The sequence below is a fragment of the Mucilaginibacter gracilis genome (assembly GCF_003633615.1).
GTDB classification, from domain to species: Bacteria; Bacteroidota; Bacteroidia; order Sphingobacteriales; family Sphingobacteriaceae; genus Mucilaginibacter; species Mucilaginibacter gracilis.
The window spans coordinates 2,244,036-2,260,809 of record NZ_RBKU01000001.1; the positions used below are offsets into that span (position 1 = coordinate 2,244,036).

General features: G+C 40.4%; 10 protein-coding genes. 4 read left to right on the forward strand and 6 right to left on the reverse strand.

Features of this window, described 5'->3' with window-relative positions; translation table 11 throughout:
- Positions 1-19: 19 nt before the first annotated feature.
- From BDD43_RS09585 to BDD43_RS09610, 6 genes are all read right to left on the reverse strand, one after another.
- Positions 20-1,420, reverse strand: coding sequence for a RagB/SusD family nutrient uptake outer membrane protein (locus tag BDD43_RS09585; RefSeq protein WP_121197470.1), 1,401 nt, complete (start codon positions 1,418-1,420; stop codon positions 20-22).
- Between the two features lie 11 nt (positions 1,421-1,431).
- Positions 1,432-5,496: a SusC/RagA family TonB-linked outer membrane protein gene (locus BDD43_RS09590; protein ID WP_121197471.1), complete on the reverse strand. Its 4,065-nt coding sequence runs from the start codon at positions 5,494-5,496 to the stop codon at positions 1,432-1,434.
- A 350-nt stretch (positions 5,497-5,846) separates the two neighbouring features.
- Positions 5,847-7,037, reverse strand: a complete 1,191-nt coding sequence (locus BDD43_RS09595; protein ID WP_121197472.1) for a FecR family protein — start codon at positions 7,035-7,037, stop codon at positions 5,847-5,849.
- 87 nt (positions 7,038-7,124) lie between these two features.
- Positions 7,125-7,757, reverse strand: coding sequence for an RNA polymerase sigma-70 factor (locus BDD43_RS09600; protein ID WP_121197473.1), 633 nt, complete (start codon positions 7,755-7,757; stop codon positions 7,125-7,127).
- 739 nt (positions 7,758-8,496) lie between these two features.
- Complete coding sequence (locus BDD43_RS09605) at positions 8,497-8,652, reverse strand: lmo0937 family membrane protein (protein WP_121201942.1); 156 nt, start codon at positions 8,650-8,652, stop codon at positions 8,497-8,499.
- 124 nt (positions 8,653-8,776) lie between these two features.
- Positions 8,777-10,528: a M61 family metallopeptidase gene (locus tag BDD43_RS09610; RefSeq protein ID WP_246001511.1), complete on the reverse strand. Its 1,752-nt coding sequence runs from the start codon at positions 10,526-10,528 to the stop codon at positions 8,777-8,779.
- Between the two features lie 181 nt (positions 10,529-10,709).
- Between BDD43_RS09610 and BDD43_RS09615 the strand changes: the two genes are divergently transcribed.
- The 4 genes from BDD43_RS09615 to BDD43_RS09630 are packed head-to-tail and all read left to right on the forward strand — an operon-like array spanning position 10,710 to position 16,761.
- A complete protein-coding gene (locus BDD43_RS09615; protein ID WP_121197475.1) occupies positions 10,710-11,183 on the forward strand; it encodes a MarR family winged helix-turn-helix transcriptional regulator in 474 nt (157 codons plus the stop codon).
- Between the two features lie 2 nt (positions 11,184-11,185).
- Positions 11,186-12,259 carry an efflux RND transporter periplasmic adaptor subunit gene (locus BDD43_RS09620; RefSeq protein ID WP_121197476.1) on the forward strand — a complete coding sequence of 358 codons (1,074 nt, stop codon included), beginning with the start codon at positions 11,186-11,188 and terminating at the stop codon, positions 12,257-12,259.
- A 6-nt stretch (positions 12,260-12,265) separates the two neighbouring features.
- Entirely contained in the window at positions 12,266-15,400 is a 3,135-nt protein-coding gene (locus tag BDD43_RS09625) for an efflux RND transporter permease subunit (RefSeq protein WP_121197477.1), read from the forward strand.
- An 11-nt stretch (positions 15,401-15,411) separates the two neighbouring features.
- Positions 15,412-16,761, forward strand: a complete 1,350-nt coding sequence (locus tag BDD43_RS09630; RefSeq protein ID WP_246001513.1) for a TolC family protein — start codon at positions 15,412-15,414, stop codon at positions 16,759-16,761.
- Positions 16,762-16,774 lie beyond the last annotated feature (13 nt).

The following is a 16,774-nucleotide window of genomic DNA, read 5'->3' on the forward strand; positions in this document are numbered from 1 at the left end:
AGTTTAACAGTTATTCTCCTTATCTGGGATTTTGAACTATGTTAGGATTAGCTGCTAAAACCGTTGGGCTAAACGGTACCAGGTATAAGCCAGAGCCTGCAGGAAGTGTAGCTATAACTTTGCCTGAGTTATTGAGGCGTGTAATGTCCTTCTTTAGGGTGGCGTCTTTATTCAGCCTTTTCAAGTCGAACAAACGGAGTCCGCCGTGGTAAAACAGTTCACGTCTGCGTTCATCCAGTACATAACCTAAAATGTTAGCCGCTGTGTAGGTACGATTCTCTGCGGCGAAGGTTGAAGCTGTTAATCTGGCTTTCCTTAGTGTGGTAATAAGCGCTCCGGCAGCAGCAAAATTACCGCTGCGTGCCAAACATTCGGCCTTAATCAGCATTACCTCCGGTACACCAACACTGTTGTCAAAAAACATAGAATTTCCGCCGGAAACAGCATAAGTAGCAGGCGCAAATCTTGAAGCTGATGCAAACTTTTTAGAGTATCGTAAATCGGAGGTTGTTAATGTTGACGTTAATGTTGAACTAGGCATAATTGTGGCGGTGTAGAGCGTATAAAAGCCGATATCCAGGGTGACACGCCCTAACAGGATCTCCGGATTAGTTGTCAGATCAGGTAATTGAGATGGGGCCACATAACCGCTTATAGAGTAACTTTGTAGTGTACTTTGTGTTGCCAAAACAGAATCGGCATAGTTTGATGCCGAAACATAGTCACCCTCATACAGATAGGCCCTTGCCAGTAAGGCATAACCGGATGCCTTTCCGGGATGGATAATATCGGTTCCCTTACTTTTTAAGTATGGATTTTTAACAGCCGTTTTTAGGTCGGCAATTACCTGGGCGTAAACATCTGCCACGCTTGCTCTTGGCAATAAGGTATAATTAGTGGCAGTAACTGTAAGCGGCACTCCGGGGTCTGTAGCCGATGTTGTAGCATCATACGCCGCTCCGTAAGCGTTTACTAACTGCAGGTAATACCATGCCCTGTTAATAAGAGCCTGTGAGATAACATTGCTTTTATTTTCCGGTGTATTATAATTATCGGCCGGGGCGTCGTTTACCCGGTCTAAAATGATATTCATTTGCAATATCCTCGAATAGGTTGAGTTATACATCACGTCTACATCAGATGGGTTCCAGATCAGGCTCTGCCATAAAAAACTACGCTGGTAGTAATTGGTAGAAGCAGCCACTTGGGCGTCTGTGAGTGTAAGGTCGTCGCTCATTACATCTAACAAATAAAAATGGCATTTGCTTAACGAATCGCTATTGAGTATTTCCTGAAAATCCTGGATCTTAATAGGGTTAACGCTTGTAGAAGACGGCGCTATATCCAGGAATTTTTTGCAGGCTGATAGTGACCATAGGCCATATATAGCCAAAACAAGTAATAGTGTTCTTTTATACATTGTTATATTGCTTAAAAATTCATACTTAGGTTACATGAATAGATCCTTGGCAGAGGGTTTCCTATTCTTCCATCTACGGCTACAGTTGCCGGATCTATGTTATACTTGTTACGTGCCCAATAGGTAAGGTTTTGTACCTGTAAGGTTACTACTAAAAAGCTTATACCATATTTTTGCAGATACCTGTTAGGTACATTACAGCCTACCATTATCTCTTGCAAGCGTATGTTATCGGCTGGCAATATACTGTTGCTTGAATAGCGGGTAACAAATTCCCTGTAGGTGTTGGCACCTGAGGCACTGATTTTGGGAACATCTGTAAAGTTTTCGTCCCCAGGCTTACGCCATCTGTCGGCCACAAGGCTGCTCGTTTCCGAATCATTGCCAGGATAAGGAAGGTAATACCTCATTACGTATCCCAAATTGAACGTAACGGCGGCACGGGCAAAAAACTGGTGTAATCTAAACTCCTGTATTAAACCACCTGTCCACGGGGCTTTGGTTACACCTTGCTTCACCAGTGATGAGGCAACCGTAGCGCTATCAAGTACCGAGGTAACTTTACCGTTTTTGTCATAAATCTGAGGATCGCCGCTTGAGTTTAGGCCTGCCCATTTGGGTGCCCATATGTTACTTATATCATAACCATTCCTTAAAGCTATCGTGTAATCGCTGGTTGCTGTAAAATTAGTTACCGGCACACTGCGTGCAATGTTGGTATTATGTGCTCCGTTTATGGTAATGTTATAACTAAACTTATCACTTTTAAAAATAGCAGTATTAAAGAAAAACTCTACACCCTTGTTGGTGATGCTACTGTAGCTCACATGGTTAGAAAGGCCGGTAGTTGGATCGGTTAAAACATTGAGGTTGTTATTTAAACCGCTGGAAGTTTGATCGTAATAGCGCAGATCCAAAGTGTGCTTGTTATTATTGATACCGATTTTACCATGAACTTCAAAAGTTCGGTTTGCTGACGGGAGTATACTAAAATCACTATTAATTGCCTGACTGTAAGAGCCATCGGTAGGAATGTTTGTGCTTTGCATTAGCGACAAGCCTTGGTATGGGCTAATCTCCTGCAAAGTTGCATTAAATTCCAGGTCGCTTATGGTATTCGATTTGAAAAAGCTTTCCCGGCTAATGTTGTAATTAAAGTTTCCGTTATATTGCGCGTCCCCTTCCGGTGATCTGTCATAATTTAGACGGAAGTTCAATAACTTTTTTCTCAAAAACACCGCAAAACCACCACTAAGGTATCTTGCTGTTGTAGTAGTATTATTAGCAGCACTGTTTGAGTTTGTTGCTGTTAAATCACCTTTAGTAGTTTGCGTATTATAGGCTCCGTATGCAACTATAGCACTATCTGCAAAAGCAAGTGTTAATTTTTGATATAAATTTTTTGAACTCTGCCCTTCCTGCTGTGTAGGCGAAGTGCCGCTTACCCAAATGGTATAGTTATTAAAATAGGTTTGTAAATACCTTGTGTTTTTATATTGTGCAGGCAGATCGGGCATGATAATGCCTGTAGTTCCTACAGATAAGAAAACATCTTTCAAAAATCCGTTCCAGTTTTTAACCACACGACCCGTAACATCGCTTTTATAGGATGACTGTACAGAATAAATAGCAGCCTGCCCATATAAAGGGTTTAAATTGGCTATATACGAACCATTAGCTCTTATCCTATCAGAAAACCTATACTCAAGCACCACATTGCCGTTCAGGTTGCGGTTTATAGTGGTATCGCCTCCTTGTGGTTGTGTTAATGAATAAGGGTAGGCGCTAGATGAAGCCCCTGAAAAGAGTGAGTAAAAATTGGTTATTGTACTTTGTGTTGAAGGGTTTGTAGGTAGGTAAACCGGTGTGCTTGTATTGGTGTTGGCGTTATAGCCAAACAATGTCATGTTTGAAGGGCTGTTTGTAGATACGCTTGAAGCTGCTCCTCCTAAACTAATGTTAAAGGTATGTTTGCCAAGAGATTTATAATAAGACAGGCCCGACCTTATATTAGTGTTATCATAAATTGAATTGGTTGACTTTAGGATATTCCCGTAAGGAACATAAAAAATTACTCCATTATTGGTTAATTGCCCATAGGTATCTACCAACTGCCTTGCATAGCTCGACTCGCCATCGTACAGGTTTCTGGTACCATTATCTTTATGGGTGTAAATTACAGACGAGGCCCATGATAATCCTGGCAATAAATTCCAGTTCATGCTGAAATTGGATTGTTTGTTTATTACCGAAGAAGTAAGATCATTGAGTCTGGCGTCTTCCAAAAGATTAACCCCGTAATTTTTGTACCCACGGGATACGATTTGTTGATTTGCCGAGGCTGAAAGCTTAGTGTAATCATAAATATAATTTCCTTGCCCGTCTAACAGCATCTGGTAAGGATCAAGCCCTACGTTAGTTGGAGAAAAGGAATAGCCTGATTTGGTTTTTTCATCAGAGTAATTGATGAGCCACCGGATGTGGAGCTTGTTTTTTAAAAGATTAAAGTTGTTATTTAAGATAAACGAGTACGTTTTATTGTTACCGCCCAGATCATTACCCTGCCCGCCGATATAATTACCAATGGCTGTAAACTTGTAAGCAAGTGTACCACCACTTACTGTTAAAGTGTGGTTTTGACTGTAGGAATCTTGCTGTAGCATATTTAACTGGCTTTCGTTATTCAGCCGCGAGAGCGAATCCCATTTGGTGTTAAATTTTGATGCGGTAATAGTGCCCAGCTTTTTTTGACTGAGTAACTGCTTGGCAGGCGAAAGGCCAAACGGTGTGGCACCGTAGCTGTTGTTTAAAATAGAATCAACATCACGAAGGTAATTTAAATACGTGCGGGAATCTGACAGTTTTAATTTGTCTCTGTTAAATTTAGGCGCCGGCGAATAATAAAAGCTGGCTGAATAATTCACCAGTAATTTTCCGGCTTTAGCAGGTTTCGACCTGATTAGGATAGCTCCGCCAGCGGCCCTTGATCCCCATTTAACTAATTCCTTCGGGTCTTTAATTACCTCGATAGATTCAACGTTTGTCATGGGGTAATTGGCGGGAAAACCATCCTGCGGAAAACCATCAATAACTACGAGCATATTGGAGACATTGCTTCCAAAATTGTTTGCCCCACGTATTTCGGGCACCAAGGCGTTAGTAACCGTTGTAGTGGTATTAATATGATATAAAGTAGAAATAGAGGCAGGGATATTTGTACCCCTTAGTAAGATATTAATAATATTCTGCCCTTCAGTTTGGCCTTTATAAACCAAAAAATCCTCAACAGAAAAACGGATGAATGTAAGCACAGTGTTTCCTAAATAACTGTGTACATAAGCATCCACACTGGTAACGGTTTTAGAGCTGGAGTTAACCACCTGTAAACTTAACCCGGGGATAGTTCCTTGCAAAACCTGGGAAAGATTCATGTAGCTCCGGTTTTCAAGATTTATAAATTTGGTGGGGTTTTCCTTTACGTCGTTGGATTGGATATTAACCTCTGCCAAATCAAAGGTTTGACTTGCACCTTTTTCCAGCATGATATCCAGGTATGAGGTATCAGAATAGCTTATACTCTTTTTTGCAAAGCCAGGAGCTGCTACAGTAATAGTGCCCGAGTTAGTGCCAAGTATTTTAAACTCGCCGTTAATATTTGTTTGTGTTACACTGCCTAATTTGAGCTCGCGTATGGTAACGTCTTTTATCGGCAGTTGGTTGCCATCTACCACCCGGCCCTTGAGCGGTACAATCGCCTTTTTTTCGGGCGTAACCTTTGGCTGTTCTTTTTTAACCAATATGGTTTGAGCAATTACCTTATAGGTTAGTGGCTGGCCCTTAAAGGCTTGATTCAATGCTTCCTGAATGGTGCCGTTATCAATATTAACGGTTACTTTGGGTATGCCCTTAATATCCTGACTATCATATAAAAAAGTAAGCTTTGATTGTTGCTCAATTGATTTGAATATCTTTTGAACTTCAACATTCTTCTCGTGAATAGTGATTTGACTATAACCTTTGGCGTATACCAAAACAGAAATTATGGTAATAATTATAGCTCTAAAATTAATACGCATAATATTCCTCCGTTTTAAGTTTAAAATTTAAAAGTGAGTTTATGGACTGATACGACACAGAAAATGTTTTTTTTGCCAGTAAATGCAATACCCCTGGCAAGGGTTTAGATAAACCATTTAAATACATACTTTTGTAGTGTTAGGTTGAACGTTAATACTCGATTGTTAAACAGCTTTTTTAATGGTTAACCTTGGCATTGACCGGGTAAGTGCGCTAACACTTCCCGGTTTTTTTATGGTAAACCGTTTGATTGTGATCTGCATGATCTTTACTTGAGGGTAAATTGTTTTTTCATTTTTTGAGTTTTTGAGTTAATAATTCTATTAATTGGGTTGTTGTACTTTTTTACTTAGTTTTTAACGATGATCTTCCGCCCCTCAATGCTAAAATGCACATTGAAATAAGAGATCATTTGCAAAAATTCTGAGGCTTTAACATCGCGTTTAATCTTTCCGGAAAATTGTCTCTGCGGAACTTTTCCTTCATATTCAATATCCACATCGTACCATCTGGCGGCCTGGCGCATAATGGTTTCAATGCTGGCATCATTAATCTGGAACATGCCGTTTTTCCAGGCTACTATCCGTTCAATATCCGCATCCTTAACAATAATGAACCCCGATGATTTATAGATAGCTTGCTGCCCTGGTTGAAGAGTTGCAGTAATACCATTGTTTAGTTGTTTAATTTTAACCGATCCTTCAAGTAAGGTTGTTTTAGCATCGGGCTCATCCGTGTAGTTGTTGATGTTGAAATGCGTACCCAAAACTTCAACCTCCTGGTTGCCCGATTTAACAAAGAAAGGCTTGGCTTTATTTTTAGCCACTTCAAAATATACCTCTCCTGTAATTTCTACATGCCGTTCCTTCCCGGTAAACGCGGTAGGGAAACTGATTGAAGAAACCGAATTGAGCCATACCTTAGTGCCATCGGCTAATACAACCTGGTATTGGCCGCCTTTTGGCGTAGTAATGGTGTTGTAAGACAGAGCCGCGGCGGTTTCAATCTCTGCTGATTTTGAAGCATCATAATTTACCTCGCCGTCGTGGGTCTTATTAATCGCTATGCCACCCTGGCTAGCTAATTTTCCATTTTTAGCATCATTCAGAATGATGATTGATCCATTGCTTAGCGTTAGCACCGCCTTATTACCGCCGGGAGTAAAGTCGGCCTTTGCAATTTGCCTGGCCGTTTGCTTATAAACTAATAAATAGGTACCTGTAGTTATAAATATCAATATCGCCGCGGCAACGGCATATCTAAGCCATGTTTTTTTGCGTTGTAGCTTTGGAGCTGCTTCTTTTGTTTCCGCATCGGCTATACCGGCCTGAATCTGTTGCAACATTTTTTCCCTTTTACCCAGCATAAAAGGGTTTTTTTGAGGAACAAAAGCTTGGTAGGCTTCTTCCATCAGTTGTAGCAACTCCTCATCCGAATTTGCTTCACTGATCAAAAGCATTAGCTCCTTCCGCTCTGTAGCAGTAGCCGTTTTGTCAAAATATTTTTTAAATAAATCAGTTATACGGTTGTTTTTTGTCATTGTATCATGATAGCACTTTAAATTGATGCTATTTTAATACTAAAGACACATTGATATGCAAAAGGGGGTAATAGAATTATGTTTTTTTTATAAAAAAAGCAATGGAGTAGATAAAATCATGATAATAATGGCATCTTTTTTAATATTAACATCATTTTTAATAAAACGGAGTGCCAGTTTAATGTGTTTTTTTACTGTTTGTGGAGAAATATTCAAAAGTTTGGCTATTTCATCGTGCTTTAGGCGTTCTTCTCTGCTTAGCCTGTAAATTTTTTGCTGTTGGGGGGGGAGTTTGTTAATCGCATGATCGATAAGTACCCGGTATTCTTCAGTTACAGCAGAATTATCAGTGGTATAAATCTCTTCTTCGATGTGTTTTAGCCATTCGGATTGCCGCACTTTATCATTAGCTTTTTTCCGAAGGTGATTTAAGGTTTGGTTTTTGCAAAGAATAAATAAGTAATAACTAAAATTGTCGAGTTCAATAAGCGTCTCCTTTTTGAGCCAAATTTTTATAAAAACATCTTGTACAATTTCTTCAGTTACCTCAATTGATTCCGTAAGGTTATTTACGTATTCACCAAGTTGCTTATAATAGGCATCAAAAAGTTCGGTAAAAGCACGCTGTTCCCCTTTTGCAACCAATGCAAGTAATTGCGCTTCGTTTTTTACAGGAGTTAGGGCCACTTTTTTTAAAACATTAAAGTTAATAAAATGCACGCGGTTTTGTAGAAAATACTAATCTATTTTCTTGTTCTATTAAAAACCGAGCCCAACTAAATCTCGGAATTTGGATGCGTGGTGTGAGCAGTACCAAATCCGACAAGAAATACTTCGAGATTGGTGCATTGGTGCCACCATACTTAACGAGTAAGATAATTTAATCTTGTGTAGTGTTTATAAATTTATAATTAATTGTTAATCAATTCAATTGACTAGAAATTTTTTGTGATGTTTCGATATTGAAATTCGTCAAAAGTTAAATTTGAAGCTACGTTGCCTCTGAAAGTACAGGATTTTTATTCCCCGATGATTGCTATAAACCCAGGAACCTTTGGTACTTTAATTTCTATACTATAAAAAACGGCATCTGGTTTTATTTCCAGATAGGTCTTTTTTTGGGCAAATAACAATCCCCAATAATAAATTATAGCCTGTAGAGGTAGGCATATAGCTATTTTCTTTTGTTGTTTAGGCTAATTGATAATTTGAAAGCACTTTTCATTTTTGAGCAGCTAAGTATTCCTAACACCTTTTATTGGTTGAAGATAGCTCAGTAAGCTCCAATATATAAACAATGGTTTTATCGTTTTTTGTGCCTACAAGTTAAATATGCTAAACATTAGCTATACCCAAGCACCTCATTCTATTTTTTTGCTTTAATATTTGTTTATTAAAAAACCCTGGTCGCTATTGGCCAGGGTTTATCTTATCAAAATAATTAATGCTTACTTGTAGCCTAAACAATGGTTGGCCTTCTTATAAATCCTAATATCAGCGATATTACAGCTATCACCAACAGCACGTGAATTAACCCGGTGGCCGAATACATAAATACGCCGAGAGCCCAACCAATAATGAGGATGACGGCAATAATATACAATAATGAGTTCATGGTAGTTTGTTTAAAAGTTAAAAAATAATACAATTTGTTTTTCTATATATAAAAAGTTAATAGAAAAGAAATTGTTTCAATTATTTTTAATTTTAAAGATAATACCAACTCTAATTGCTATGCCTTATAGCTTCATCCACTTTTTACGTACCGCAAGCTGTTCAACTGTAGGGTTGGGTAACTCTTCTACTACATACTTAACCTGTGGGTTGTTGTTTAAAACAATTTTAAATGTCATGGGCTGGCCATCACGTAAAAGGGAAATCTCAACGCTATCACCCGGTTTTTTGGTGGTAAGGTATTTATCAACGTCGGCCACGCTGTTGCCGTCAATTGTTATTATTTCGTCAAAAGCACTAAGGCCTGCCACCCATGCAGGGCTGTTACGTATAACAGCGGCCACCATATTATTGCCGTTTCCGGGCATGGTTTTAATGCCTAAATAAGCATTACTGTTTGCATTTAACTCATTTGTAACTTTATAACCAGCGTAGCCCAGGTAATGGCTGTAATCAATACTGTCAACACCGTAAATATATTTTTTGTAAAAATCGTCAAGGTTTTTACCTGTAAAGTTTTCAAGCCCGGCCTTAAATTCCGTATCGGTATAACCTCGTTTTTTTACCTTATAAAAGTCATTATACATGTGCTTCATCACATCGTCAAGGCTTTTTTGTGCTTTGCTGTTGTTAATAATTTCCAAATCAAGCAACATCGCTATTACCGCGCCTTTGTTGTAGTATGACATGGTTGTATTAACCGAATTCTCGTTAGGCCGGTAATACTTAATCCAGGCATCAAAGCTCGCATCAACAAGCGATTGTATTTTTGTGCCGGGTTGGTTATCAACCATGCTCATATCGGCAGCCATGATGGTCAAAAAGTCGCGGGTGGGGTACAAATTGGTACGCCGTACAATAACCGCCTGGTAATAAGTTGTAAAGCCCTCGGCAATCCACAAATCGGTTGTGTAGTTTTCGGCTTCGTAATTAAACGGGCCAAGGGCTATTGGCCGCAAACGCTTTACGTTCCATAAATGAAAATGCTCATGCGCCACCAATCCTAAAAAATTGTGATATATAGCTTCGTTGCTATAACCATTTCGCGTAGCTCCTAAAACGGTACTGCTCAGGTGTTCTAAACCACCGCTGCCTTTTAAGTAATTGTGTACTATAAATACATAGCGTTTATTAGGGTTTTCGCCATAAACTGCCGTTTCTTCTTCAATTATTTTGGTAAAGTCGTTCTTTAAGCGTTCTTTATCGTAGTTGCCGCCGCTGCACATTGCAATTTCATATTTTACACCGCCTGTTTCAAAGCCAAAAACATCCTGGTTACCAACCTGTATTGGCGAATCAAACAAAATATCATAATTGGGGGAGTGCAAAGTAAACTGATCGCCGTTTACAGCTGTAAGGCTTGTTGATACTGTTTTCCAACCCGCAAACGGAACAATATGTATGGTAGATGGCTCGTTCAACATCCCATCCGGATACATAAACAAACCCGATGTGGATAAAAATGCTGCCGAAACATCAACTAAGCTTGTACGTACAGATGCCTCAAAACAATAAACACTATATCTTAAGTTAACTACTGTTGCGTTGCCGTTTACAATATGCCAGGTATTTTTATTGGTTTTATAGGCTTTAATTGGCTTACCATTTGCCTGGGCGGTAAAGCCTTCTACATTTTTGGCAAATTCTCTTACAAGGTATGAGCCGGGCGTCCACACGGGCATTTTAACATCAACTGTTTGCTGTTTTAGTCCGCTTATGGTCATTTCAATAGTCACGTAATGTGCCTGGGCTTCGGGGAAAGTAAGCTTATAGCTGATTAGGGGTGGTTTAACAACATCAGTTGCGTTCAAATTCATACTAAGCAGGGTTAGGTAAAAAGTTAGAAGTAAAATTTTTCTCATACAACAACAAGTTTACAAAAATAGAGAGAGATAAAAAACAGACTTATAAGTCATGTTAAAACTGTAATATGGTTGATACATATAACTATTTCATTTACAAACTAAATAGTTTTGTGTTTAATTAAACAATATATACTTGGACGAACCTATATCGCGCAGATTGATGCAACTGGCTAAAATATACCTCGGCGCTTTTTCAAAGCAGGTGGAGTATATGGATATTACCCGTTACCATTATATTTTATTGCTCATAGCGGAATACGAGGGCCAGCCAACTCAAAAAAAGTTGGCTCAAATTACGGGCAAAGACAAGTCGGCAATGGTAAGCATTGTTGATTTGCTGAGCACCAAAGGCTACGTGTACCGCGAAATTAACCCTTACGACAGGCGCGAGCAGTTAATTAAATTAACAGATAAGGCCCGGCAAGATATACCGGCTATAAAACAATCATTTGCGCTATTAAATAATAAAGCAACAGAAGGCATCAGCCCTCAAAAATTAGATATATTTAATGACGTATTAAACCAAATGGCTGTTAATTTAAAACCGCTTGATTCGTATCTCGTATCGTTCAGAAAAAAAATAAAGAAAACCAATACTAAACAATAATCATGAAGCTTAAGTATATTATTTATCCCCTATTAATTTTATTGATCGGATATTTGTTTTACAACAAACTTTGGGGTGCCAGGGCAAAAGAGGCCAATGCACAAACCGCTCCGGGCAAAAAAGGGAAAAAGCCAGCAATACCGGTTAACGTGATGATTGTAAAGGACACCGCCTTTAGCAACGCCATTGACGTAACAGGCAGTATTGATGCTAACGAGCAAGTAGAGCTGCGCAGCGAAACCGCCGGTAATATTACCGGTATATATTTTAAAGAGGGTGGCCATGTTGAAAAGGGCCAGTTGCTGGTTAAGGTGTATGATAAAGATTTGCAAGCCTCGCTAAAACAAATACAGGTACAAATATTGCTTGCCCAGCAAACCGAATACCGCAACAAAGTATTGTACAGTAAAGAAGCGATAAGTAAAGAGGAGTACGATATATCGCTCACTTCGCTAAACTCGTACAAGGCGCAGGCCGATTTAGCTAAAGCTCAAATAGCAAAAACCGAAGTTAGGGCACCATTTTCCGGAACAATTGGGTTGCGTAATATTAGCCCTGGCGGTTATTTATCGCCGCAAGGCTCAATAGCCACCTTGGTAAATATCGATCCGGCTAAAATAACTTTCTCTATCCCTGAGCGCTACCAGGGCCTGGTACATGTTAACAGTAAAATTAATTTTAATGTAGAAAGCTCGCGCGATGTGTTTACCGCTACGGTGTATGCCATTGAGCCAAATATTGATGTTAACTCGCGCTCTATTACCCTTAGGGCCAAAGCCGAAAATAAAAAGGGATTGTTGAAGGCCGGAGGTTTTGCTAAAATACACTTTACGTTAGATAACATACCTAAAACCATTATGATACCAACCGAGGTGGTAACACCCGATATTAAAGGCAGCAACGTGTTTATAACGCAAAAAGGTGTAGCCGTACAACGCGCCATTAAAACAGATACCCGTACCGATGCTAAAATACAAGTGGTAAGCGGCCTAAAAGCCGGCGATAGCCTTATTGTTACCGGCATTATACAAATGCGCCCTAAGGTTGCAATTAAAATTATAAAAGTTATTAAGTAAAAACTTATGAGTTTATCCTCTGTCAGTATAAAAAGGCCGGTTTTGGCCACCGTATTATCCATCGTTATTGTAGTATTCGGGATAATAGGCTATAACTTTTTGGGGGTTCGCGATTTCCCTTCTGTCGATCCGCCTATCATCACCGTAACCACAAGTTACTCGGGCGCCAACTCAGATGTTATCGAATCGCAAATCACGGAGCCGCTCGAAAAAGTAATTAATGGTATTCCCGGTATTCGTAATATATCGTCAACAAGTTCGGTAGGTTCAAGCAACATCACGGTTGAGTTTAACCTTGATGCCGATTTGGAAACTGCCGCTAACGACGTGCGCGATAAAGTTGGCCAGGCACAGCGCCAGCTACCCCAGGATATTGATGCGCCGCCGGTTGTAACCAAGGCCGATGCTAATTCCGATCAAATTATCACCTTAACAGTAGGTAGTAATACCCGTAATATTTTGCAAATTGACGATTACGCCGAAAACGTATTGCAACAAGCCTTGCAAACCATACCCGGTGTTAGTGCCGTTAACGTGCAGGGCCAGCGCCAATACGCCATGCGTTTATGGATAGACCCTAATAAGCTAACATCATACGGTTTAGCGGCAAGCGATATTAGCGCCGCGCTGGCGAAAGAAAACGTGGAGCTACCAGCCGGTAAAATTGAAGGCAATACTACCGAGTTAACCATACGCGCCCTGGGCAAGCTGGTTACCGAAAAAGATTTTAACAACCTGATAATACGTGCCGATAGTGCCCACGTTGTGCATTTGAGCGATGTTGGCTATGCGGTTTTAGGTGCGTCAAACGAAGAGACAGGCTTACGCGAATCGGGCATACCCGAGGTTGGTTTGGCCATTGTACCGCAGCCAGGTGCCAACTACGTGCAAATAGCTAAAGATTTTTACAAAAAGCTTGAACAGGTTAAAAAAGATTTACCGCCCGATATTAAGGTTGAAGTAGCGTTGGATAATACCAAATTCATCAACCAATCAATTACCGAGGTGGAAGAAACATTGGCTATATCTTTTGTGCTGGTGGTAATTATCATCTACCTCTTCTTCCGCGATTGGCTCATTGCATTCAGGCCGTTAATTGATATTCCGGTATCGCTTATAGGCACCTTCTTCATCATGTATGTTTTTGGCTTTTCCATTAACATATTAACCCTGCTGGGAATTGTGTTGGCAACCGGCCTTGTGGTGGATGATGGTATTGTGGTAACCGAGAATATTTATAAAAAGGTTGAAGCGGGCATGCCCATACGCAAAGCCGCGTTTGAAGGCTCGGCCGAAATATTTTTCGCCGTCATATCAACCTCGGTAACATTGGCAGCGGTATTTTTACCCATTGTATTTTTACCAGGCTTTACGGGCCGTTTATTCCGCGAATTTGCGGTTGTGGTAGCAGGGTCGGTATTAATATCGGCTTTTGTGTCGCTTTCGTTAACACCCATGCTTAACGTTAAACTGATACGTAAGGATCAAAAGAAATCGAAATTTTACGAGAAAACCGAACCTTTCTTTGAAAACATGACCAATTCGTATACCGAATCGCTCAGCAAATTCATGAAATGGAAATGGGTTTCTATTGTAGTATTGGTTGCCTCCCTTTTTATCATCTGGTTAACTTACAAAGGCATACCATCGGAGTTGGCCCCCTTAGACGATCGTAGCTTACTTCGTTTATCTGTAACGGCTCCCGAAGGCACATCATACGAATATATGAGCCGTTATATGGACCGCCTATCTAAATTGATTGAAGATTCTATCCCCGAAAAAAAGGTAAATATATCATACGTTGCACCGGGGCAAGGCAGCGCAGGCGCAGTTAATACCGGTTTTGGCAGGGTTGGCCTAGTAAACCCCGATGAACGAACCAGAACACAACAGCAACTTGCCGATTACCTAACGCGCCAATTAGGCAAGTTACCTAACGCCCGTACCTTTGTTATTCAGGAGCAAACTATTAGCGGTGGGGGTAGCGGCGCAAAAACAGCATTACCGGTACAGTATGTAATACAGAACCAGGATTTTGAAAAGTTGCGCAAATTACTGCCTCAGTTTTTAGCCGAGGCTAATAAAAGCGCTGTATTTTCGGGAGTGGACGTAAACCTTAAATTTACCAAGCCACAACTATCTATAGTTACCGACCGCGACCGTGCCCGCGATTTAGGTATTGCCGTAAGCGATATTGCCCAAACGCTGCAACTTTACTATAGCGCCGGCCGATTGGATTATTTTTTAATTAGTGGTAAACAATACCAGGTTATTGCCCAGGTTGATCGTGCCAACCGCGATCAGCCGCTCGATCTTACTTCTGTTTATGTGCGTAATTCAAACGGTAAGTTGGTACAGTTGGATAACGTGGTTAAAATGACCGAAAACTCTACACCGCCGTCAATTTATCACTTCAACAGGTTTAAATCGGCAACCATATCCGCGGGTTTGGCACCTGGCTACACTATTGGCGATGGTATTGCCGAAATGCAGCGCATTGCCAAAGAGGTAATTAAAGATCCATCCTTCAGTTCTGATTTGGCCGGTCCTTCGCGCGATTATGCCGAAAGCTCATCAAATATCATCTACGCCTTCGCTTTTGCATTATTGCTTATTTACCTGGTACTGGCAGCCCAGTTTGAAAGCTTTGTTGACCCGTTGGTGGTAATGCTAACCGTACCATTGGCTATTGCAGGTGCATTTTTATCGTTATGGTTATTTAACCAAACCCTTAATATTTTTAGCGAAATAGGGATGATAACCCTGGTAGGCCTGGTAACTAAAAACGGTATCTTAATTGTTGAGTTTGCCAACCAGCGAATGGAGCATGGCCTCAAAAAATACGACGCCGTTATTGAAGCGGCCACATCCCGTTTAAGACCAATTTTAATGACGAGTTTGGCTGTAGTATTAGGTTCGGTACCAATAGCATTTGCCTTAGGTGCTGGCGCAAAAAGCCGTGTATCATTGGGTATTGTTATTATGGGGGGTATGTTATTCTCGCTGGTGCTTACGCTGTACGTTATACCAATGATGTATGTGTATTTGGCTCCCAATGTAAAACGCAACCCCGATGACGAACCGGAAGAAGAAACCGAAACCAAGCACGAAGTAAAGCTTTTAGAAGAGCATACTTCATAATTAAAACAACAATGAGATTGATAAAAATATATTTGGTGTTTACTACCTGTGCTTTAATGGCGTTTGCTGCAAAAGCACAGGTTACAACCGTGCCTAAAGCTCCGTTGCTTACCTTAAAAGAAGCCATCGAGCTTGCGCTTAAAAACAATTATAACATTAAGCTATCTGCCAACAATACCACCATTGCACAAAATAATGTTACACTTGGCAATGCCGGTATACTGCCCCAGTTAACAGGCGATGCCTCCACAACCAGCAGCGTGCAAGATAATAAGCAAACCAGGGTTGATGCCAACGGCAATTATACCGTTACGCAAACTAACGGGGTACATAACAATACACTTAACTATGGCCTTAACTTAAACTGGACGCTTTTTGATGGCTTTGCCATGTTTGCCAACTTAGATCAGTTAAAGGCACTTAACCAGTTAACGCAGATAACCGCCCGCGATACCATACAAAGCACCATTGCCGATGTGATAGACACCTATTATAACCTGGTAAACCAGGATGAGCAGGTTAAGGCATTAAAAGGCGCCATAGAAATATCCCGCACGCAGTTACGCTATGCAAACGATAAGTTTGAGGTAGGCCGGGCATCGCGCTTAGATGTTTTAAATGCCGAGGTTAATGTAAATACTGATACATCGAGCTTGCTTGCGCAAATACAGCAATACAAATCAATCCAGATTAGGATGAACCAATTGATGGTGCGCGACCTGCGAACAGATTTTTCGGTTACGGATACGATTATAATTGATCAAAAAATAATGCTGGCCGATATTATTAACCAGGCCCAAACGGCCAATCCTACCATATTGGCATCGCAAATAAACCGCAGCCTTGCCGAAATTAATTTAAGGCAGGTTAAGGCAACCCGCTACCCTTCGCTTGGCTTTACAACCGGTTATGGTTTTACAAACAGCAAAACACCCGCCGGGTACCCGCTTAGGCAGCAAGACGTTAAAGGCTTAAACTACGGCCTTACCGCATCTATCAATATTTTTGATGGCTTTAATCAATCGCGTAAGGAACGTAACGCGCGGATACAAATTGATAATGCGGCCATCAATTTAACCAAAAGCAAACAAGCCATTGAAGCCCAAATTAATACCTTTTACATCAACTATATATCCGGGCTCGATCAGGTAAAGCTAAATCAATACAATGTTGGGATAGCAAAACGCAATTTAGATATATCGCTCGAAAAATATAAGCTCGGCAATATCACGCCGTTGGAAATTAGAGAGGCGCAAAAAAACTATCTCGACGCTCAATCAAGGTACTTTCAATCGCAATATCAGGCTAAATCGGCAGAAATTACTTTGAAGGAAATTACAAATAATATTAAGATTGAATAGTTTTCTCTTTTTT